The sequence below is a fragment of the Streptomyces sp. 150FB genome (assembly GCF_000818195.1).
Taxonomy (GTDB): Bacteria; Actinomycetota; Actinomycetes; order Streptomycetales; family Streptomycetaceae; genus Streptomyces.
On sequence record NZ_JTHL01000001.1, the window covers coordinates 6,300,813 to 6,321,938 of the forward strand.

General features: G+C 72.1%; 15 protein-coding genes. 13 read left to right on the forward strand and 2 right to left on the reverse strand.

The window, feature by feature from the left end; genetic code table 11:
* From QR77_RS27270 to moeZ, 11 genes are all read left to right on the forward strand, one after another.
* Nucleotides 1–1,114 (forward strand): DUF3152 domain-containing protein (locus QR77_RS27270; protein ID WP_107068990.1); only part of this gene is annotated, 1,114 nt, incomplete at its 5' end.
* Between the two features lie 68 nt (nucleotides 1,115–1,182).
* Nucleotides 1,183–1,281 carry an Ms4533A family Cys-rich leader peptide gene (locus QR77_RS50055; protein ID WP_347359795.1) on the forward strand — a complete coding sequence of 33 codons (99 nt, stop codon included), beginning with the start codon at nucleotides 1,183–1,185 and terminating at the stop codon, nucleotides 1,279–1,281.
* 168 nt (nucleotides 1,282–1,449) lie between these two features.
* Complete coding sequence (locus QR77_RS27275) at nucleotides 1,450–3,183, forward strand: ABC transporter substrate-binding protein (RefSeq protein ID WP_040024697.1); 1,734 nt, start codon at nucleotides 1,450–1,452, stop codon at nucleotides 3,181–3,183.
* Nucleotides 3,180–4,208 (forward strand): ABC transporter permease, encoded by a 1,029-nt coding sequence (locus QR77_RS27280; RefSeq protein ID WP_078877203.1) that lies wholly within the window; start codon nucleotides 3,180–3,182, stop codon nucleotides 4,206–4,208. The genes QR77_RS27275 and QR77_RS27280 overlap by 4 nt, the downstream gene beginning before the upstream one ends.
* Nucleotides 4,205–5,194, forward strand: coding sequence for an ABC transporter permease (locus QR77_RS27285; RefSeq protein ID WP_040024698.1), 990 nt, complete (start codon nucleotides 4,205–4,207; stop codon nucleotides 5,192–5,194). The genes QR77_RS27280 and QR77_RS27285 overlap by 4 nt, the downstream gene beginning before the upstream one ends.
* Nucleotides 5,191–6,903 (forward strand): ABC transporter ATP-binding protein, encoded by a 1,713-nt coding sequence (locus tag QR77_RS27290; RefSeq protein WP_040024699.1) that lies wholly within the window; start codon nucleotides 5,191–5,193, stop codon nucleotides 6,901–6,903. Before QR77_RS27285 ends, QR77_RS27290 begins: the two co-directional genes overlap by 4 nt.
* A 190-nt stretch (nucleotides 6,904–7,093) precedes the next feature.
* Nucleotides 7,094–8,911 (forward strand): DUF3492 domain-containing protein, encoded by a 1,818-nt coding sequence (locus tag QR77_RS27295; RefSeq protein ID WP_040024701.1) that lies wholly within the window; start codon nucleotides 7,094–7,096, stop codon nucleotides 8,909–8,911.
* 13 nt (nucleotides 8,912–8,924) lie between these two features.
* On the forward strand, nucleotides 8,925–10,178 hold the full coding sequence (locus QR77_RS27300) for a hypothetical protein (RefSeq protein WP_052489098.1): 1,254 nt from the start codon (nucleotides 8,925–8,927) through the stop codon (nucleotides 10,176–10,178).
* 124 nt (nucleotides 10,179–10,302) lie between these two features.
* Nucleotides 10,303–11,277 (forward strand): NAD-dependent epimerase/dehydratase family protein, encoded by a 975-nt coding sequence (locus QR77_RS27305; protein ID WP_040024702.1) that lies wholly within the window; start codon nucleotides 10,303–10,305, stop codon nucleotides 11,275–11,277.
* Nucleotides 11,265–12,065 (forward strand): spherulation-specific family 4 protein, encoded by an 801-nt coding sequence (locus tag QR77_RS27310; RefSeq protein WP_040024703.1) that lies wholly within the window; start codon nucleotides 11,265–11,267, stop codon nucleotides 12,063–12,065. Before QR77_RS27305 ends, QR77_RS27310 begins: the two co-directional genes overlap by 13 nt.
* Before the next feature lie 73 nt (nucleotides 12,066–12,138).
* Nucleotides 12,139–13,317 (forward strand): adenylyltransferase/sulfurtransferase MoeZ, encoded by a 1,179-nt coding sequence (gene moeZ / locus QR77_RS27315; RefSeq protein WP_040024704.1) that lies wholly within the window; start codon nucleotides 12,139–12,141, stop codon nucleotides 13,315–13,317.
* A gap of 57 nt (nucleotides 13,318–13,374) precedes the next feature.
* Here the strand turns inward: moeZ and QR77_RS27320 are convergent, their stop codons facing one another.
* Both QR77_RS27320 and QR77_RS27325 read right to left on the reverse strand, forming a co-directional pair.
* Nucleotides 13,375–14,949: an alpha/beta hydrolase gene (locus tag QR77_RS27320; protein ID WP_040024706.1), complete on the reverse strand. Its 1,575-nt coding sequence runs from the start codon at nucleotides 14,947–14,949 to the stop codon at nucleotides 13,375–13,377.
* A gap of 151 nt (nucleotides 14,950–15,100) precedes the next feature.
* Complete coding sequence (locus QR77_RS27325) at nucleotides 15,101–17,980, reverse strand: lysylphosphatidylglycerol synthase transmembrane domain-containing protein (RefSeq protein WP_107068992.1); 2,880 nt, start codon at nucleotides 17,978–17,980, stop codon at nucleotides 15,101–15,103.
* 131 nt (nucleotides 17,981–18,111) lie between these two features.
* On the opposite strand from QR77_RS27325, the gene QR77_RS27330 reads away from it, so the two are divergent.
* Nucleotides 18,112–18,537, forward strand: a complete 426-nt coding sequence (locus QR77_RS27330) for an MGMT family protein (protein ID WP_040028745.1) — start codon at nucleotides 18,112–18,114, stop codon at nucleotides 18,535–18,537.
* Nucleotides 18,538–18,735: 198 nt separating this feature from the next.
* Nucleotides 18,736–21,126 (forward strand): ATP-dependent helicase (locus tag QR77_RS27335; RefSeq protein ID WP_040024709.1); only part of this gene is annotated, 2,391 nt, incomplete at its 3' end.

The window sequence follows — 21,126 nt, forward strand, 5'->3', positions numbered from 1 at the left end:
GCGCTACGGCGACTGGCAGGGCGTTCCGCGCGACACCTCGGCGCAGGGCCGGCCGCGCTCCCCGGTGACCGGCGCGCCGCTGATACCGGGACCGCGCCGCGAGTTCATCGAGGTCTTCGACGCCCTCGACGGGCCGCCCGCCGCCCCCGTTTCGGGGATCTCCGTGGGCTCGACCACCGCACCCGCCCCCAAGCGGCGTACCGCCCTGCCCGAGCGGGGCGTCTCCGGCGCGGGCCCGGGCGGCGACGGCGGCGACCCCGCCGGGGGAGACGGGCCGGGCGGAGACCCGTCCGCCGGGCAGCCGGCCAAGGGCGGCAAGGGCCGTACGCTCACCGGAATCGCGGCGGCGGCTGTCGTCACCGTCCTCGTGGTCGTCGTCGCAGGCCAGGTCGCCGACGGCGGCAGCGGCAACGACCGGGCGAGCGCGGCCGAAGGCGCGGGGAGCGACGCGGTCCCCGGCGGCGGTGGCGCCGAACCCTCGCAGCGACCGGTGAAGGCACCGGTGGCCCTCACCTACGAACAGCTCATGGTCCGGCAGTTCCCGCTGGCCGCCGACCTCAAGGGCCCCGACACCTTCAGCGCGGTCCCCGGCTCGGCGGCGGCGCCACCGGCCAAGGGCCAGAAGTTCCGCTACCGGGTGGACATCGAGAAGGGCCTCGGCCTCGACGGGGAGCTGTTCGCGCAGGCCGTCCAGAAGACGCTGAACGACGACCGGAGCTGGGCCCACAACGGCGCCATGACCTTCGAGCGGATCTCGACGGGCACGCCGGATTTCGTGATCACCCTGGCGAGCCCGGGAACGACCGCGCTCTGGTGCGCCAAGTCCGGGCTCGACACCACCGAGGACAACGTGTCCTGCGACTCGGCGTCGACCGACCGCGTCATGATCAACGCGTTCCGCTGGGCACAGGGGGCGAAGACATATGGCGCGAAGGCGATGTACAGCTACCGGCAGATGCTGATCAACCACGAGGTCGGTCACCGGCTCGGCCGCAACCATGTGAATTGCCGCACGCGGGGCGCGCTCGCCCCGGTGATGCAGCAACAGACCAAGTCCCTTGATATCGACGGGATCAAGTGCCGTCCCAACCCCTGGGTGTATCCCACGAACTGAGACCGCTGTCTCAATCTGTGCTCAACCCGCGTTGACACCGGTATGCGCGGGCATTCATATTTCTCGGCATGTCAACCCACTTTGCGGCCGGTCACGGCCAGGACGTCTTCGAGCTCGCGCTCATCGGCGTGACCCCGCTGTGCGTTGCCGACATTCTCTGTAGCTGACGCCTGCCCACGCGTGCCACGACCCCGTATCCGGCGGCCGCGGCGCAGCGCCTGGGCGTTTCCCCGTCCACAGGCGCGGTACGACCGGTTTTTCCCACCTCTCCGCTGCTGGGCCTGTGCGGCTTCATCCCTCCCCCGCCTGAGCAGCACACCGAGAGGCCTCTTCCGATGCGTCAACCGTCCCCCATATCCCGCCGCGTGGCAGTGGCAGCCGTCAGCCTGGCCGTGGCAGCGGGTGCGGCCGCCTGCGCGGGACCGCAGGACAACAGTGGCGGGGGAGGAGGAGGGGGCGCGGCCAAGGGCAAGCCCCAGAAGGGCGGCACGCTCTCGGTGCTGAACACCGCGGCGATGACCGACTTCGACCCGGCCCGTGAGTACACCTCCGGTGGCGGGAACATCCCCTCGCTCGTCTTCCGTACGCTCACCACGCGCGGCCCCGGCAGCGGCGCCGCCGGGAACAAGGCGGTCCCCGACCTCGCCACCGACACCGGGCGGCCCAACGCGGACGCCACCGAGTGGACGTACACCCTCAAGGACGGGCTGAAGTACGAGGACGGCACCCCGATCACCAGCGCCGACATCAAGTACGGCGTCGAGCGCTCCTTCGCGCCCGAACTGTCGGGCGGCGCCCCGTACCTGCGGGACTGGCTGGCGGGCGCGGCCGACTACCAGGGTCCTTACAAGGACAAGAAGGGCCTGGACGCGATCCAGACCCCCGACGCGAAGACCATCGTCTTCAAGCTGAACAAGCCCGAGGGCGACTTCCCGCTGCTGGCCACCCAGACGCAGTTCACCCCGGTGCCGAAGGCCAAGGACACCGGGACCAAGTACGAGAACCACCCCATCTCCTCGGGCCCCTACAAGGTCGTCACCAACGAGGGCGACGGGCAGCACCTCGTACTCAAGCGCAACACCAACTGGTCGCAGAAGACCGACCCGCGGCGCGAGCAGTACCCGGACACCATCGATGTGAAGTCCGGCCTCGACACCGCCGTGATCAACCAGCGGCTCTCCACCTCCACCGGCGCAGACGCCTCGGCGATCACCACCGACACCAACCTCGGCCCCGCCGAGCTGGCCCAGATCGGCGGCGACAAGGCGCTGAGCTCGCGTGTCGGCACCGGTCACTTCGGCTACACGAACTACCTGTCGTTCAACCCCAAGGTGAAGCCGTTCGACAACCCGAAGGTGCGCCAGGCGATCTCGTACGCCATCAACCGCACCAGCGTCGTCAACGCGGCGGGCGGCTCGGCGCTGGCCGAGCCCGCGACCACCTTCCTGCCGAACCAGGCGGCCTTCGGCTACCAGCCGTACGACGCCTTCCCGGCGGGGAAGACCGGCAACCCGGCCAAGGCCAAGCAGCTCCTGAAGGAGGCCGGCTACCCCAAGGGCCTGACGGTCACCCTCACCCACTCCACCATCGAGGACTTCGCGACCAGCCCGGAGATCGCCACGGCGGTGCAGGCCAGCCTCAAGAAGGCCGGCATCACCGTCAAGCTCGACGGCCTGGAGAACAACGGATACAAGCAGAAGGTCCGTACGGTGACGACCGAGCCCGGCTTCTTCCTCGGCGGCTGGGGCGCCGACTGGCCGTCCGGCGGCCCCTTCATGGCGCCGGTCTTCGACGGCCGGCAGATCGTCAAGGACGGCGCGGGCAACTTCAACAACGCGCAGTTGAACGACCCGGCGGTCAACAAGGAGATCGACGGCATCAACAAGCTCACCGACCCGGCGGCCGCGGCGAAGCGCTGGGGCGCGCTCGACCAGAAGCTCGGTGCGCAGGCGCTCGACGTGCCGCTGTTCCACCCCGTCTACAAGCGGCTCGTGGGCAAGAACGTCAAGAACGTCGTCATCAGTGACTGGACCGGCGTTCTCGACATCTCGCGGGTCGCTGTCAAGTGACCACGGCTGATCTGCTGACGTCCGAGGCGGCGGTCCCCGCCGCCTCGGACGCGGCCCAGGTATGGCGGCGGCTGCGCGCGAGGCCCTCGGCCCTCGTGGCCGCCGTCGTGCTGGTCGTCCTGGTGGTGCTGGCCGTCGCCGCGCCGCTGTTCGCCGCGCTCGAAGGCCAGGACGTGAACACCTACCACGACGCGCTGGTGGACTCGGCGCGCGGCGGTGTGCCGATCGACTCGTTCGGCGGTGTGAGCGCCGACCACTGGCTCGGTGTCGAACCGGGCACCGGACGCGACCTGTTCGTACGACTGCTGTACGGCGCCCGCGTCTCGCTGCTCGTCGCGATCGGCGCGACGGCGATCCAGCTCGTGATCGGCGTCTGCGTCGGTCTCGCCGCCGGGCTCGGCAACCGGCTGCTCGACTCCTTCCTCAGCCGCGTCACCGATGTGATGGTCGCGCTCCCGATGCTGGTCATCGGCATCGCCATGACCGCGGTCGTACCGCAGGACTTCCCCCGCCCGCTCCTGCTGATCCTGATCATCGGCCTGATCAGTTGGGGCAGCACGTCGCGGATCGTCCGGGCGCAGACCCTGACCCTGAAGGAACTCGACTTCGTGGCCGCGGCCAGGCTCGGCGGCTCGGGGCGGCTGCGGGTGGCACGGCGCGAGCTGCTGCCCTCGCTGGCGGCGCCGATCATCACGTACGCGGCGCTCCTGCTGCCGTCGAACATCGTGGTCGAGGCCTCGCTGTCCTTCCTGGGTGTCGGCGTCAAGCCGCCGACACCGTCGTGGGGACAGATGCTGTCGAGCGCGACGACGTGGTTCCGCGCCGACCCGATGTACGTACTGCTGCCCGCCGGGATCCTCTTCCTGACCGTCCTCGCCTTCACCGTGCTCGGCGACGGGCTGCGGACGGCGCTCGATCCGCGCGAGGCCAGCCGGCTGCGGGTCGGCAGGCGCAAGCCGAAGGCGCCACGTACCGCCGCCACCCCTTCCACCCCTCGTGAGTCCTCCAAGGAAGCCGCCTCGTGACGCGCTATCTGCTCAAGCGGCTCGGCGGGGCAGTGCTCGTACTCCTGGTGCTGTCCGTCGTGATCTACGCGCTCTTCTACATCGCGCCCGGCGACCCCGCCCGGCTCGCGTGCGGCGACCGCTGCTCCCCCGCGCAGGTCGCGCAGGTACGGGGACAGCTCGGCCTCGGTGACCCGGTGTACGTGCAGTACGCGCACTTCATCCAGGGCATCTTCGCCGGCCGCGACTACTCCACCGGCACAGCGAAGCTGCACTGCGACGCGCCCTGCCTCGGCTTCTCGTACCAGACCGACCAGCAGGTCACCCAGCTCATCCTCCAGCGGCTGCCCGCCACCGCCTCGCTCGGACTCGGCGCCATGGTCGTCTGGCTGGTCATCGGCATCGGCACCGGGCTGCTGTCGGCGCTGCGGCGCGGCGGGATCACCGAACGCGCCCTGACGCTGCTGACCCTCGCCGGGACCAGCACGCCCGTGTTCATCCTCGGGCTGCTGCTCCTGATGGTGGTCTGCGCCTATCTGCGGTGGCTGCCGTTCCCGTCGTACGTACCGATCACCGACGATCCACAGCAGTGGGCGTGGAACATGCTGCTGCCGTGGTTCACCCTCGGTCTGTTCGAGAGTGCCAAGTACGCGCGCCTGACGCGCAGCTCGACGCTGGAGACGCTGGCCGAGGACCATATCCGCACCTTCCGCGCGTACGGGGTCGGCGAGCGGGCGATCGTCACGCGGCACGCGCTGCGCGGCGCCGTACCGCCGGTCATCGCCCTCAACGCGCTCGACCTCGGCACGGTCCTCGGCGGGGCCGTGCTCACCGAGTCGCTCTTCGGTATCCCGGGTGTCGGCAAGACGCTGATCGACGGGGTACGGGACATCGATCTGCCGGTGGTGGTGGGGATCGTGCTGGTCATCGGCACCGCCGTCGTGGTGGCGAATGTCGTCGCCGACCTGCTGTACGCCGTGGCCGACCGACGGGTGGTTCTCCGATGAGTGATGCGACGCAGGACGGGGCACTGGTCGTCGTGGACGGCCTCACGGTCGACTTCGCGACCGGCCCCGAGTCCGTACGGGCTGTCGACGGCCTGTCCTTCTCGCTCGCCGCCGGCCGGGCGATCGGCCTGGTCGGCGAGTCGGGCAGCGGCAAGAGCACGGTCGCCGCCGCGCTGCTGGGCCTGCACCGGGACACCGGGGCCGAGGTCACCGGCAGCGTGCGGGTCGGCGGTACGGACGTCAACGCCGCTTCGCCGCGCGAACTGCGCGCGCTGCGCGGCGAGGTGGCCGCCATGGTGTTCCAGGACCCGCTGTCGTCGCTGGACCCGTACTACGCGATCGGCGACCAGATCGCCGAGGTCTACCGCGTCCACCGGGACGTTTCCAAGCGTGCGGCGCGGGCACGGGCCGTCGAGGTCCTCGACCGGGTCGGTATCCCGGACGCGGCGCGCCGGGCGAAGTCCAGGCCGCACGAGTTCAGCGGCGGCATGCGCCAGCGCGCGCTGATCGCGATGGCGCTGGCCTGCGAGCCCCGGCTGCTGATCGCCGACGAACCGACCACGGCGCTCGACGTGACGGTCCAGGCGCAGATCCTCGACCTGCTGCACGACCTGCGCCGGGAGACCGGGATGGGCCTGCTGCTCGTCACCCATGACGTGGGGGTCGCCGCCGAGAGCGTCGACGAGGTGCTGGTGATGCGGTACGGCCGCGAGGTGGAGAGCGGGCCCGTCGCGGCCGTGCTGAGCGCGCCGCGCGACCCGTACACCCGGACGCTGCTCGCCGCGGTCCCGAGGGTGGACGCGCCGGTGGTGCGCGAGCGGACCCCGGTCGCGGGTACGGAGGCCGGCACCGTCGCTGCCGAGGGTCCCGCGCCGCTGCTCGAAGCCTTCGACCTGCGCAGGGAGTTCCGGCGCGGCAAGCAGACCGTCAGCGCCGTGGACGGCGTCTCGCTCAGCGTCCGGCCGGGGGAGACCCTCGGGGTCGTCGGCGAGAGCGGCAGCGGCAAGACGACCCTCGGGCGGATGCTCGTACGGCTGCTGGACCCGACCGGCGGCCGGATCAGTTACCGGGGCGCCGAGATCGGCACGGTCTCGGAGAAGGAGCTGCGCCCCTACCGGCGCGAACTCCAGATGGTCTTCCAGGACCCCGTCTCCTCGCTCAACCCGCGCCGCTCGGTGGGCGAGTCGATCGCCGATCCGCTGCGCGCCGCCGGTGCCCTCGACGAGACGCGGCTCGTGTCGCGGGTGCGGGAGCTGCTGGAGCGCGTCGGGCTCGACCCCGACCGGTACGACAGGTATCCGCACGAGTTCAGCGGCGGCCAGCGCCAGCGCGTCGGCATCGCCAGGGCGCTGGCGGCCGAGCCCCGGCTGATCGTCTGCGACGAGCCCGTCTCGGCGCTCGACGTGACGACGCAGGCGCAGGTCACCGCGCTCCTCGCGGAACTCCAGCGGGAGCTGGGCCTCGCGCTGGTCTTCATCGCGCACGACCTCGCCGTCGTACGGCAGGTCAGCGACCGGGTGGCGGTCATGCGCTCGGGGCGGATCGTCGAACAGGGCACCGTCGATGAGGTGTACGGGGCGCCCTCCGACCCGTACACGCGACAGCTCCTCGCCGCCGTGCCCGCGCTCGACCCCGGGCTCGCGGACGAGCGGCGCGAGGCGCGCCGGGCGCTCCGCGAGGCGGTCGCGAAAGAAGTGGCCGCTGCCTGACTCCACGTGACGAAGATGTTCCGTAGCGCGACAGAACGCCCAGCGCACGCATAAGTTACGTGTATTCACCCCTTCCAGTGGCGCGACGGACAACCGTCCGTCGCGCCACGGTCATATCCGCTTACGGTCTTCCCGCAGCGAGTCGCCGGATCAACGGCGGCCGTTCCCAAGGGAGATCGGGGGTGTCCTCGTGCGGATCGGACTGCTTACGGACGGTGGGTATCCGTATGCGACGGGTGAGTCCAGGCTCTGGTGCGACCGGCTCGTACGCGGACTCGCCTCACACGAGTTCGACATCTACGCACTGAGCCGCAGCGCCGAGCAGGAGCAGAGCGGCTGGATCCAACTGCCGCCCCGGATCGGGCGGGTGCGCACAGCGTCGCTGTGGGCGCCGGACGACGACGGGCGTACGTACGGACGGCGCGAGAGGCGCCGGTTCGCCGCGCACTTCGGGGAGCTGGCCGCCGCCGTCTCGTCGGGTGGCACGGACAGCGCGGAGGACGTGTCCGGTGCCGGCGCTTCCGGCGCGTTCGCCGACGGGCTCTACGGGCTCGCCGACCTGGCCGGGGAGCGCGGCGGCCTCTGCGCCGCCCTGCGCTCCGAAGTCGCCGTACGCATCCTGGAGTCCGCCTGCCGCGCCCCCGGCGCACGCCGGGGCATGCACGCCGCGACCGTCCCCGACTACCTGGCCTTCGCCGACAAGCTGGAGCGGGCCCTGCGGCCCCTGTCGCTGGACTGGTACGGCGAGGAGGCGCTCGCCGCCGCAGACCTCTGCCACGCGGCGTCCGCCGGATCCGCCGCTCTGCCCGGCCTGCTGGCCAAACGCTTCCACGGCGTGCCGCTGCTCGTCACCGAGTACGGCGTACAGCTACGCGCCCACTACCTCGCCACCGGCGCCGGGGGAGCCACCGGCGCCGACCCCGGCGCCGAAGCGCCCGTACGCGCGCTGCTCGCGGGCTTCCAGGGACGGCTCGCCGCCGAGGTCTACCGGCAGGCGAGCGTCATCACCCCGGGCAACACGCACGCCCGGCGCTGGCAGGAACGCTGCGGCGCCGACCGCGCCAAGCTGCGCACGGTCTACCCCGGGATGGAGGCGGGCCGCTTCGCCGAGGTCGGCGACGGCGGCGAGAGCGGCGACCCCGACACCCTCGTCTGGGTCGGCAGGATCGAGCCGTCCAAGGACATCGTGTCGCTGCTGGGCGCCTTCGCTGAGGTCCGCCGGTTCTGTCCCGAGGCACGGCTGCGGATCATGGGCGCCCCGGTGGCTGGCCAGGAGGCGACCGCGTATCTCGCGCACTGCCGCGCCCTGGCCGAGCGGCTCTTCCCCGAGGGGACAGCGGGTACGAGTGGCGAGAGCCCCGTCTCCTTCGAGGAGATAGGCGGACCAGGCGCGCCCGAACTGCCCGCCGCCTACGCGGCCGGCGCCGTGGTCGTGCTCTCCAGCACCGTCGAGGGCTTCCCGATCAGCCTGGTCGAGGCGATGTTCTGCGGGCGCGCGACGGTCTCCACGGACGTCGGCGCCGTCGTCGAAGTCATCGGCGGTACGGGGCTCGTGGTGCCGCCCCGCAACCCCCGGGCGCTCGCCGACGCCTGCGTCACCCTGCTGGGCGACCCGGAGCGCCGCCGGATGCTCGGCGCCGCGGCACGCGCGCGTGCACTCGAACTCTTCACGGTCGAGCAGAACCTCGCCGCCTTCCGCTCCCTCTATCTGGAACTGATCTCGCGCACCCCCGTACGGCGCCCGGCCGAGGACATCGGCGCCGATGGGGAGCCGCTGCCCTTCGCGCACCCGGCCGAGGCGTCGGTACCGGGCCGCTGGACGGCCGGCGAGCGGGGGCGGCCACCGGCGGAGACCTCGGTGGGGAGGCCGGCTGGGAAGCCGGTGGGGAAATCGGTGGGGAAGCCGGTGGGGAAGTCCGCGCCGAGCTGGGCGAAGACCACCGGTCTGTCGGTCGGCGCCGGAGCGGGGGCCGGCCAGGGAGCCGGCCGGGGGGAGAGCGATGTCTGACGGAGGCACAACCATGGGCGGCACGCGTACGGCAGGGCAGGGCGCGGCCGGGGACCCCTTCGGGGAGGAGCCGCCGAGCGGCGGGACGCTCACCGATCAGGTGCTGACGGGCGCGGCGGAAACAGTGGACGCGGTGGACGTCTCTGTCGAAGCGGCTGCGGACGCCCGGAACTCCGCCGCCGTTTCCGCCACCCCGCGCGGCCCCGCCGACCCGGTGAAGCTCCTCATCCACCGGCACCGCCGGCTCTGCGAGCGCGCCGTCGACCCGCTGGAGATCGCGGCGGGACTGGAGGCGCACGGCATCACCGACAGGACCGCCGCTCGCTTCCTGCACCGCGACGTCTTCTCGCTCGCCGAGGAGCTGTACGCCCGGGTACCGCGCCCCGCCGACGCCGCGCCGGCGCTCCGCGACTCGCCCTGGCCGCCCGAGACCCCCGGCGCGCCTGCCGGGGGCCTCGGGCGGGCCGGCTGGACGGCGCTCTCGCTGCTGCCCGGTGTGATCTGTGTCCTGGCCTTCGCCGGACTGCGGCGCACCAGCGGGCAGTCCGAACTCGCGATAGCCCTGGCCGGGGCCTTCGCACTGTCCGGCGCGCTGTCGAGCTGCCTGCGGCGCGGGCCGCTGCGCGCCGCAGGCCGTACGGTTCCGGCCGTCGGCCTCTGGGTGTACTGGCTGCTGGCCTACCTGCTCTGCGGTGACGGGCTGCTCGCCGGGCTCGTCGGCGGCGGCCCCGACGGACCCTGGGCGGCGACCCTGACCCCGCTCGCCGCGCTGGCCTTCGCCGTCGTCCCCGCGGCCTGGTGCGCGCACCTCTTCTCCGTACACGCGCGGCGCAGGCTCACCGGCAGCCGGGGCCTCGCCGACTTCGCGGCGGGGGCGCGGCCCGTGCTGCTCACCACGGTCGCGCTGTACGCCTGCGCCCTGAGCGGCCTCGCGCTGCTGGCGAACGGTGTCTACGGCGACCCGGGCCCGCCCGCCCCGACCGTCGTCCTCGGCATCCTGCTGTTCCTCGCGCGCCTGCTCACCGTCCACGGCTTCCCCGATCCCGCGGCCACCGGCCTCGCTGCCGCCTGCGCCGTGGAGGCGCTGGCCTCCGCCTCCGTCCTGGCCGGCCGGCTGCCCGGCTGCGAAGCCCTGGCCGCACCGGTCAGGGATGCGGTCGCCGCGTGGGGCGCGGGAGCCGTTCCCACGCTCGCCTGCGGAGCCGCGGCGCTCGGACTCCTCACGTACGGCGCCGTCGTACTCGCCCGTGCCTCGGCACACACCTGACACCCGCACACCGTCGCCCGACCACCCCATCGACCTCTCACCACACCAAGGAGACGACAGAGATGACTCCGCACACCCCGCTACCGGACTCGGCGCCGGCCGCTCAGTACAGAGGGGCCACACGATGAGGGTTCTGCTGCTCGGCGCCAACGGATTCCTCGGCCGCTTCGTCGCCGACAGGCTGCTCGCCGACCCCGCCGTGCACCTCACGGCGCTCGGCCGCGACGACGCCGCCGACGTACGGTTCGACCTCGCGGGCGGCAGCCCCGGCGCGCTCACCCGCTTCCTGGACGCCGTCCACCCCGGCGTCGTCATCAACTGCGCCGGAGCCACCCGGGGCGGCGCCCGCGAGCTGGTGCGCCACAACACCGTCGCCGTCGCCACGGTCTGCGAGGCGCTGCGCCGCAGCGGCTGCGGGGCCAGGCTCGTCCAGCTCGGCTGTTCCTCCGAGTACGGGCCCTCCCAGCAGGGCTCGTCGACCGCCGAGGACGCCGTGCCGCGCCCCGGCGGGCCTTACGGCGTGAGCAAGCTCTCCGCCTCCGAACTGGTCCTCGGATCGGGGCTCGACGCGGTCGTGCTCCGGGTCTTCTCCCCGGTGGGCCCCGGCACCCCGGCCGGATCACCGCTCGGCCGGCTCGCCGAGGCGATGCGCCGCGCCATGCAGTCCGGCGACGGCGAGCTGAAGCTCGCGGGCCTCGGCGTGCAGCGCGACTTCGTGGACGTACGGGACGTGGCGCGTGCCGTGCACGCCGCCTCGCTCTCGGCCGCCCAGGGCGTGGTGAACATCGGCACGGGACGCGCGGTCAAGCTCAGGGACGCCGCCGCCGTGCTCGCCAGGGTCGCCGGATACGCGGGCGCCCTGCACGAGCTGGACGGTCCGCCGGGCCCGGTCCGGGGCGGCCACGCCACCATTGGCCCGCCGCGCGGCGAACCGCTCCCCGAACACCTGGGCGTGGGCCCGTTCCCGTACCCCGACGGCTGCGGAAGCTGGCAGCAGGCCGACGTACGCACCGCACGCGACCGGCTCGGCTGGCGGCCCCGGATCAATCTGGAGGAGTCCCTCGCCGATATCTGGATGGAGGCCGCGTGCCGCATCTGACCACCACGGGTGGGCGGCTCTCCGCCACCGAGGAGGACAGGCTCGGCTTCGGCGTCCCCGGGTACGCGCATCCGCTGCTCGCCCCCGTCGAGTGGGCGGAGCTGACCCGCCCGGGGACGCCGCTGCACTGGGCCGTCCTCAATGTGGACGACGGCCCGGGCAGCCGGCCCGACCCGCACTGCCTGGAGGCGGCGGGCCGCCTCACCAACGCGGGCGCCCGGGTGCTCGGGCATCTCGACATGGCATACGGCGAACGCTCGTTCGGGGAGATCGTCGCCGACGCGGGGAACTTCCTGGACTGGTACCGGGTCGGCGGTTTCTATCTGGACCGCTGCCCCGCGACCCGGTCGGACCTGACCGACGTACGGCTCGTCGCGGCCACGCTCCAGGCGCTGCTGGACGACGCCGGGCACCTCGCCGGGCACGACGCCGGGCACCTCGGCGGGCACCTCGTACTGGGGCACGGCACCCAGCCGTATCCCGAATACGCCGAGATCGCCGACCAGTTGGTGACCTTCTCCGGGCCCTGGGACAGATACCGCTGGTCACAGGTGGCGGAGTGGACGGCCGAGCACCCTCCCGAGCGCTTCGTCCACCTCGTCCACGCGGTGCCGCGCGCCCACCTCGACGAGGCGATGCGGATAGCGCGGTGGCAGGGCGCCGGGACGATTTTCTTCACGGACCGGACCGGCGGGGACGACCGGACGGGGCAGCAGAACCCGTACGGGACGCTGCCCGGCTACTGGGACGAAATCGTCTCGTTGGTCGGACGGGGTGGCTCGGAATGAGAACAGCCGTGGCAGTGTTACAGGGACAAGCATCCGTATTGAATGACCGACCAACCCCTTTGTTGAGGCCCCTGTGTCGCTGCCCCCCCTGGTTGAGCCCGCTGCTGAGCTCACCGTCGACGAGGTCCGCAGGTACTCCCGTCATCTGATCATCCCCGACGTGGGGATGGACGGGCAGAAGCGGCTGAAGAACGCGAAGGTGCTGTGTGTGGGCGCCGGTGGCCTCGGGTCACCGGCTCTGATGTACCTGGCCGCCGCCGGTGTCGGCACGCTCGGCATCGTGGAGTTCGACGAGGTCGACGAGTCGAATCTCCAGCGCCAGATCATCCACAGCCAGGCCGACATCGGCCGTTCCAAGGCCGCATCGGCGCGTGACTCCGTCCTCGGAATCAATCCCTATGTGAACGTGATCCTTCACGAAGAGCGGCTCGAAGCCGAGAACGTGATGGAGATCTTCTCGCAGTACGACCTGATCGTGGACGGCACGGACAACTTCGCCACCCGCTATCTCGTCAACGACGCCTGCGTGCTGCTGGACAAGCCGTACGTATGGGGGTCGATCTACCGCTTCGACGGCCAGGCCAGCGTGTTCTGGTCGGAGCACGGTCCCTGCTACCGCTGCCTCTACCCCGAGCCGCCTCCCCCCGGCATGGTCCCCTCCTGCGCCGAGGGCGGCGTGCTGGGCGTGCTCTGCGCGTCCATCGGGTCCATCCAGGTCACCGAGGCGATCAAGCTGCTCACGGGCATCGGCGAGCCGCTGGTCGGCCGGCTGATGATCTACGACGCCCTGGAGATGCAGTACCGCCAGGTCAAGGTCCGCAAGGACCCCGACTGCGCGGTCTGCGGCCCGAACGCCACCGTCACCGAACTCATCGACTACGAGGCCTTCTGCGGCGTCGTGTCCGAGGAGGCGCAGGAGGCGGCCGCCGGCTCGACCATCACTCCCAAGCAGCTCAAGGAGTGGATGGACGACGGCGAGAACATCGAGGTCATCGATGTCCGGGAGCCCAACGAGTACGAGATCGTCTCGATCCCCGGCGCCAAGCTGATCCCCAAGAACGAGTTCCTGATGGGGACCGCGCTGGAGTCGCTGCCGCAGGACAAGAAGATCGTCCTGCACTGCAAGACGGGTGTCCGCAGCGCGGAGGTGCTCGCCGTGCTGAAGTCGGCCGGCTTCTCCGACGCCGTGCACCTCGGCGGCGGGGTCGTGGGCTGGGTCAACCAGATCGAGCCCGAGAAGCCCGTCTACTGACGGCGCTGATCGTGGGCGAAGGGGCCGGTCCCGGACAGGGACCGGCCCCTTCGGCTGTCACGAGCAGGTCGTCCCGGCGGCCGGCACCTTGCCGTCCAGCAGATAGCTGTTCACGGTCTTCTGCACACACGCGTTGCCGCTGTTGTACGCCCCGTGGCCCTGGCCGCGGTACGTGATCTCCACGCCGACCCCCTTGCCCAGCGCGTCCGCCATCGCCCTGGCCCCCGCGTACGGCGTGGCCGGGTCGCCGGTGTTGCCGATGACCACGATCGGGGCGGCGCCGGGCGCGCTGACGTCCGGTGTGTCCCACTGGCCGCGCACCGGCCACTTGGAGCAGCTCATCATTCCCCAGCCCAGGAAGTCGCCGAAGACCGGCGAGGCCTTGTGGAACTCCGGGAGCCTCGCCTTCGTCTGGGCCACCGAGTAGCGCTGCTTGGAGTCGGCGCAGTTGATGGAGACGTTGGCCGCCTGGAGATTGCTGTACCTGCCGTGCTGGTCGCGTCCGTTCATCGAGTCGGACAGCGCGAGCAGCAGCGAGCCGTTGCCGCCGTCGGCCTCGCTCACGCCCTGTTCGAGCAGCGGCCAGAACTCCTTCGAGTACAGCGCCTGCGCGACCCCGTTGGTGGCCTGGGTCTGGGTCAGCTTCCGGCCGCCGATCCCGGGGACGGGCCGCTTGTCGAGCCGGTGCAGCAGGTCGGTGATGGTCTTCTCGACCTCCTTCGGGGTACTGCCCCGCAGTTGGCAGGCGGCGCCCCGCGACACACAGTTCTTGGCGAAGTTGTCCAGGGCGAGCTGGAAGCCCCTCGCCTGGCCGAGCGAACCCTGCTCGGAGTTCTCCGTCGGGTCCACGACACCGTCGAAGACGGTCCTCCCGACGTTCTTCGGAAAGAGGTGGGCGTAGACACCGCCCAGCTCGGTGCCGTACGAGATGCCGAAGTAGTTGAGCTTCTTGTCCCCGAGGACCTTGCGCATCAGATCCAGGTCGCGGGCCGCGCTGGTGGTCCCGACGTGCGGGAGTTCCTGGCCCGAGTGCCGCTCGCAGGCCCCGGAGAAGGACGCGATCCCCTGGGTGAACGTCTTCACCTCGGCGCTGTCGTCCGGCGTGGAGTCCTGTGCGTAGTAGGCGTCGAGCTGCTTGTCGCTCTCGCACTCCACGCCCTTGCTGCGGCCGACCCCGCGCGGGTCGAAGCTCACCAGGTCGTAGCGGCCGCGGAGCTTCTCGTAGTCCTTGCCGAAGGACGGCAGGCCGGTGACGCCAGATCCGCCGGGGCCGCCGAAGTTGAAGACGAGCGATCCGATCCGCTTCTTCTGGTCGAGCGCCCTGGCACGGATGAGGGCGAGCGGGATCGTGTCGCCGTTCGGTTTCGCGTAGTCGAGCGGCGCGTCCATGGTGGCGCACTCCCAGCCGCCGTCGCCGCCGGGCAGCGGGGAGGGCTTCGTACCGCCGCCCTGCGCCACGCTCGGTGTCCCGCAGGGCTTCCAGTCGAGCTGCTGGGAGGCCAGATCGCTGGGCTTGCCCGGGTTGTCGGAGCCGGCGGGACCGGAGTCGCCGGAGCATCCGGAGGCGGCCAGCAGTGCGGCGGCGGTGACGGCGGCCAGCGCGGTGGAGCGCCAGGCGGAGGAGGTCGGCATAGGGTCATCCTGCTATCGGGTGGCGCGGGCCGCGCGGAGCGCGGCGCATGCGGGTGGCGGTACGTCCGCGCCGCCGGGCCCCGTAGCCGGGCACGGCGGCGCTCTCCTCAGGTCGCCGGAGCGGTTGCCGGAGTGGTCGTCGGAGCGGTCGTCAGAGTGCTCCCTTGCGGGTGAGGTAGTTGAAGGACAGCCAGCCGGGCAGCACCGGCAGCCAGAGCGTCATCAGCCGGTAGAGCAGCACGGCGGGCGCCGCGACCTCCTTGGGCAGCCCGACGGCGAGCAGACCCAGGGTCAGCGCGCCCTCGACCGCGCCCACACCGCCGGGCGTCGGCGCCGCCGAGCCCAGCGCGTTGCCCGCGAGGAACACCACGGCGATGCTCGCGTAGCTCAACTGCTGGTTGCCGTTGTCGAACGCGCGGATCGCCGCGTCCAGACACATCACGTTCACGCCGGTCAGCAGCAGCATCCCGCCGATGCCGGTGAGCAGCTTCATCGGCTGCTGGAGCACGTCCAGCATGCGCGGCACCACCCCGGCGAACAGCGAACGCAGCCGCGTCACCACGAACTTCCGCAGGAACGGGATCGCCGTGACCACCAGCGCCAGCACAGCGACGGTCAGCAGGCCGGCGATCACCGTCCTGGACGGGGTGAGCGAGGTCGTCTTCTCCGTACCGGTCAGATAACCGAACGAGAGCAGCAGCACGATGTGCGCCCCGAGCCCGAAGAGCTGCGAGGCCCCCACACTGGCCACGGCCAGTCCCGGCCGCACCCCGGAGCGCTGGAGGAAGCGGGTGTTCAGTGCCACGCCGCCGACCGCCGCCGGAGCGACGATCTTGACGAAGTCACCGGCGACCTGGGCGACCACCGTCCGCAGGAACCGCACCCGTTCCGGCACGAAGCCCAGCAGGCTCATGGCCGCCGCGATGTAGCTGAGCGCCGAGAACAGCGCTGCCGCAGCGACCCAGCCCCAGTGCGCCTCGCTGACGACCATGCCGTAGTTGAGCTGAGTGAGCTGGGAGAGCAGGAAGTACGCGGCGACGGCCCCGGCGATGAAGCTGAGGAGCGTACGCGGCTTGATCCGCTCCAGGCGGACCGGTTCGACCGGCGCCTGCGGCCTGATCCGCAGCACCTGCTGACGCATCTGCGAGAGCAGGTCCTCCTCGCGGGCCTCGTCGAGCGCCTCGTCTATGGCCCGCTTCTCGGCCTGCTTCTCCGCGCGCAGCGACTTCCGTACGGCCTTGCGGTCACCGTCCTCGGGGACCGTGTCCGACAGCTTGTGCCGCTTGTTGGCCGCGGACGCCTCGAGCACCGCGTCGCGCTCGCGCTGCGAGCGCTCGCGGGCGAGCCTGCGCAGCGTCGAGCGGGTGGAGCGGCTCAGCGCGATCGGCTGGAGCAGCGGCAGACAGTCCGCCACGGCGTCGGGGCCCAGCACCTCGACGGCGTCGGCGACCGAGCGCCGCGCGCCCACCCGTAGCCCCATCGTGGTGAGCAACTGCGCGGTGTCCATGCGCAGGACCAGGTCGCCCGCCGCGATCTCGCCGCCGCGCAGCTCGGTGAGGATCACCTTGCCTGAGCGGTCCACCAGCAGCGCGTCGCCGGTGAGCCTGCGGTGCGCGATGCGCCGCGACTGGAGGGCCTGCACCTGCCGCCAGGCGCCCCGTACCAGCTCGTCGGTGATCTCGTCGTCGGCGAGCGCGTCGAGGGACTGGCCGCCGAGGTGCTCGTACACGAGCATGACGGCGTCGGGGCCGAGGTCCGAGGTGGCGATCAGCTTGGGGGCGTTGGCCCCGGCGGCGATCGCCGCGTACGCGAGCAGCGCTTCCTGTTCGAGCGCCTGGCGCAGCGAGGGGATGGACCTGCGGGTGGTGATGGAGCGGAGCGTGAGCTGACGCCAGACCCGGTAGAAGAAGCCCTGCGCCTGCTGTTCGCGGTCGACCACGGTGACATCGAGGGGCGGCCCGTCCTCCAGCGAGACGAAGTAGCGCCGGCCCCGGTCGGAGTGGTCACCGGAGTCGGAGACGTCCTCGGCGCGGCTCGCGCTCACCGGACGGAAGCCGACATGGCGCAGACCGGCCATCAGGGTCTGCCCGGTGGGCCGTACGTTCGGCGAGCCGACGGTGTAGAGCGTGCCGTACGCGACGGTCCAGCCGATCAGCACGGTGAGGATGACCGAGAACGGTGTGGTGTACCCGGCGACCAGCATCGCGAAGGCGTCGAGCAGCAGCACCACCCAGAGCACCACGCGCCAGCGGGGCCTGCGGGCCATGCCCACGGCCGTCATGTACGCGATGACCGGGGCGAGATAGCCGTGGACGGGATCGGTGAGCCCCATCCCGACCTGGGGCCGGGTCAGCGCCTCCTGGATGGCGTCGGGCGCTGACCTGGCGACCCAGAGGTCGGTGGCGAGCGTGACGCCGTGTGCCAGGACGGCGGCGAGAACGCCGTCGGCGATGCGCAGCCCGTCGCGTTTGATCAGCCGCTCGATGGCGAAGGCGATCGGGACGAGCAGCACGGCGATGCTGGAGACCAGCCCGGCGCTCTGCACCAGCAGGTCGGGGGCCTGGCCCGTGCCCTTGCTGATGTCCTGCTCCAGGCCCGAGGTCGTGGCGTGGGCGAAGGCGGAGAGGCCGATGACGATGCCGATGGCGAGCAGCCCGATGAGCAGGCGCAGCAGGTCGGCCGGGCGGTGGACGCGCGCGGCGAGCAGCGGCTCGTCGCCCGAGACGCGCTCGGCGCCGGTCGAGCCGTCGTCGTCGTCCCCGGCGTCGTCGTTGTTGTCGTCATCGCCGTCGCCGTCGCCACCGTAGAAGTCGTCGCCGTCGGCCGGGCCGACCCTGGTGGCGCCGGTGTGGGCGGCCTCGTTGTGATCGCTGTCGGAGGATTCGGCCTCGTCGGAGCGGTCCGGGCCGCCCTTCCGGTGGTCAGGCACGCCGGTGTCCGGGCGCGGCTCGGAGCCAGGGGTGCCTGCCGCAGCCCGAGGCCGCACGGCATGCTCCTCTGCCGAACCCGTCTCTTCTTGATCTCGTATCACCGGTCACCGCCCGCATGATGGTGGCATGCGCGGACGACAGACATGGGCATCAGGGTGCATTGCGGGGATGCGGGGCGGCCCGGATGTGCCTCTTCGCGGGGCTGTCGGTGCCGTGCGGCAGGATGGACAGGATGACGAGTGACGAGTCCGAGGAGTTCGAAACGTCCGAAGTGTCCGGTCCGTCCGGTCCTGGGCGGCTGCCCGACTACGCGGAACGGGTGCTCGACGTCGCCGAGCTGATCCCGCCCGGCCGGGTCATGACGTACGGCGATGTCGCCGAATGGCTGGGCGAGGGCGGACCACGACAGGTGGGCAGAGCCATGGCCCTGTACGGAAGCGCGGTGCCGTGGTGGCGGGTGGTCCGTTCCGACGGCGTGCTGCTGCCAGGGCACGAGCTGCGGGCTCTCGGCCACTACCGCGAGGAGTCCACCCCCCTGCGTGAGGCCGCGCGCAGCGCCGAGGGCCATGTGCCGCGCGTCGACATGAAGCGGGCGCGGTGGGACGGCGGAGATGCTGCGGGGGCCGCGGACGGCTCGGGCGATGTGGCTCACATATGACAGTTTCCGCCATCCGGCCGCGCGGCGGGCGACCTGTGGAAAAAGCTGAGGACCGTACGGAGCAGGCCCGGCGTTCCGCCGTCCCGACGGCGTAGCGTCGTGGGCACGCGTCACGCGCACCCCATCCGTCCCTGCCCCCACCGGCACCGTCCCCGTCCACACCGTTTCCCGCACCTCCCCCCAGGACCGGCGATCCACGTGAGCTCCTCCTCTTCCACCGGGCGTGTCCCGCACCGTCGGGTACGGCGGCGGACTCCGGGCGCGTACAGACTGGTGCGTACGCCGTCGGCCCCGGTGGTTCCCCCTGTGCTGGACGCAGCGCAGCGCGGGGTGGTTGACCACACCGAGGGGCCGCTGCTCGTACTCGCCGGTCCCGGCACCGGCAAGACCACGACGCTGGTGGAGTCGGTCGCCGCCCGGGTCGCCCGGGGCACCGACCCCGAGCGGATCCTGATCCTCACCTTCAGCCGCAAGGCCGCCGTGGAGCTGCGGGACAGGATGGCGGTGCGGCTCGGCGGTACGCGCGGGCCGCAGGCGACGACGTTCCACTCGTTCTGCTACGCCCTGATCCGGGCGCATCAGGAGGCCGAACTGTTCACCGAGCCGCTGCGGCTGCTCTCGGGGCCCGAACAGGACGTCGCCGTACGGGACCTGCTCGCCGGGCAGCTCGACCTGGAACGTGAGGGACGTTCGCACATTCGTTGGCCTGACGACCTGCGGGCCTGCCTGACGACGCGCGGGTTCGCCGACGAGGTACGCGCGGTGCTCGCCCGCAGCCGCGAACTGGGCCTCGGTCCCGACTCGCTGGCCGCGTTCGCGCGGCGCACCGGCCGCCCCGACTGGTCGGCCGCCGCCGCCTTCCTCGCCGAGTACCTGGACGTGCTGGACCTGCAAGGCGTGCTCGACTACGCCGAACTGGTCCACAGGGCCGTCATGCTGGTGGACCGCGCCGATGTGGCGACCCGCCTGGCCGACCGGTACGACGCGGTGTTCGTGGACGAGTACCAGGACACCGACCCGTCCCAGGTGCGGCTGCTCGGCGCACTGGCCGGACAGGGGCGCACGCTGGTCGCATTCGGCGACCCCGACCAGTCGATCTACGCCTTCAGGGGCGCGGATGTGAACGGCATCCTCGACTTCCCCGACGCCTTCCCGACGGCGGACGGCGCCCCGGCCCCGGTCGAGGTCCTCACCACCTCACGCCGCTCCGGCGCGAAGCTGACGGAGGCGACCCGGCTGCTGACGCGGCGGATGCCGCTGACCCGGCTGCCGGCCGAGAAGGTACGGGCGCACCGCGAGCCGGCGGCGGTGCGCGGGGGCGGGCGCGCCGAGGTGTACACGTACCCGACGGCGTCGACCGAACTGGACAACATCGCGGACATCCTGCGCCGCGCGCATCTGGAGGAGGACATCCCCTGGAGCGAGATGGCGGTCCTGGTCAGGGCGGGCGGCCGGACGATCCCTTCCGTACGCCGGGCGCTCACCTCGGCGGGCGTGCCGCTGGAGATCGACGGCAACGACGTGCCGCTGCGCCATGAACCGGCGGTGTCGCCGCTGCTGACGGCGCTCAGGGCGGTGGCGAAGGCGGCGCTGCGGGTACGGGCGCCGGGCGCCGGTGCCGGCGCTGCTGCCGATGCCGATGCCGATGTCGATGTCGATGCCGCGCCGTGGCTGGACGTCGAGACCGCCCTCACCCTTCTCACCTCACCGCTCGGCGGCATGGACGCGGCCGATCTGCGCCGGCTCGGCCGCGCGCTCAGGGACGAGGAGCGGGCCGGAGGGAAGCGGCTGCCCGCCGCCTCCGACACCTTGCTGGCACTGGCCCTCGCGCAGCCCGAGCGCCTCATCGCGCACGACCCGGCGTACGCCAACGGCGCCCAGCGCCTCGGCTTCCTGCTCCGCGAGGCGCGCCGGCTGCTGGAGGACGGGGGCACCGCGGAGGAGGCCCTGTGGACGCTGTGGAACGGCACACCCTGGCCGGGGCGGCTCGAAAGGTCCGCGCTGCGGGGCGGTACGGGCGGCCGTAACGCCGACCGCGACCTCGACGCCGTCTGCGCGCTGTTCGACGCGGCCGCTCGCGCGGAGGAGCGTACGGGGGGCCGTGGCGCGCTGAACTTCCTCGAAGAGGTCGACGCGCAGGACATCGCCGCCGACACGCTCAGCCGGGGAGCCGTACGCCCCGACGCCGTACGGCTGATGACGGCGCACCGCTCCAAGGGGCTCGAATGGCGGCTCGTTGTTGTCGCCGGTGTCCAGGAGGGCCTCTGGCCCGACCTGCGGCGCCGAGGCTCGCTGCTGGAGGCGGACAGGATCGGCAGGGACGGCCTCGCCGAACCGCTCACTCCCGGCGCCCTCCTTACGGAGGAGCGCAGGCTGTTCTACGTGGCGGCGACCCGCGCCCGTGACCGCCTCGTCGTCACCGCAGTGAAGGCTCCCGCCGACGACGGCGACCAGCCCTCCCGCTTCCTCGCCGAGCTGGGCGTCGAGCCCAAGGACGTCACGGGACGCCCCAGGCGCCCGCTCGCCGTCGCGCCGCTCGTCGCCGAACTGCGCGCCACCACCGTCGATCCGGCGGCGAGCCCCGCCCTG

What these genes read in the sequence shown, in the direction of transcription:
- QR77_RS50055 (WP_347359795.1), top strand. Translation starts at nt 1,183, where the DNA reads ATGTCAACCCACTTTGCGGCCGGTCACGGCCAGGACGTCTTCGAGCTC.
- QR77_RS27275 (WP_040024697.1), top strand. Translation starts at nt 1,450, where the DNA reads ATGCGTCAACCGTCCCCCATATCCCGCCGCGTGGCAGTGGCAGCCGTC.
- QR77_RS27290 (WP_040024699.1), top strand. Translation starts at nt 5,191, where the DNA reads ATGAGTGATGCGACGCAGGACGGGGCACTGGTCGTCGTGGACGGCCTC.
- QR77_RS27300 (WP_052489098.1), top strand. Translation starts at nt 8,925, where the DNA reads ATGGGCGGCACGCGTACGGCAGGGCAGGGCGCGGCCGGGGACCCCTTC.
- QR77_RS27305 (WP_040024702.1), top strand. Translation starts at nt 10,303, where the DNA reads ATGAGGGTTCTGCTGCTCGGCGCCAACGGATTCCTCGGCCGCTTCGTC.
- QR77_RS27320 (WP_040024706.1), bottom strand. Translation starts at nt 14,949, where the DNA reads ATGCCGACCTCCTCCGCCTGGCGCTCCACCGCGCTGGCCGCCGTCACC.
- QR77_RS27330 (WP_040028745.1), top strand. Translation starts at nt 18,112, where the DNA reads ATGACGAGTGACGAGTCCGAGGAGTTCGAAACGTCCGAAGTGTCCGGT.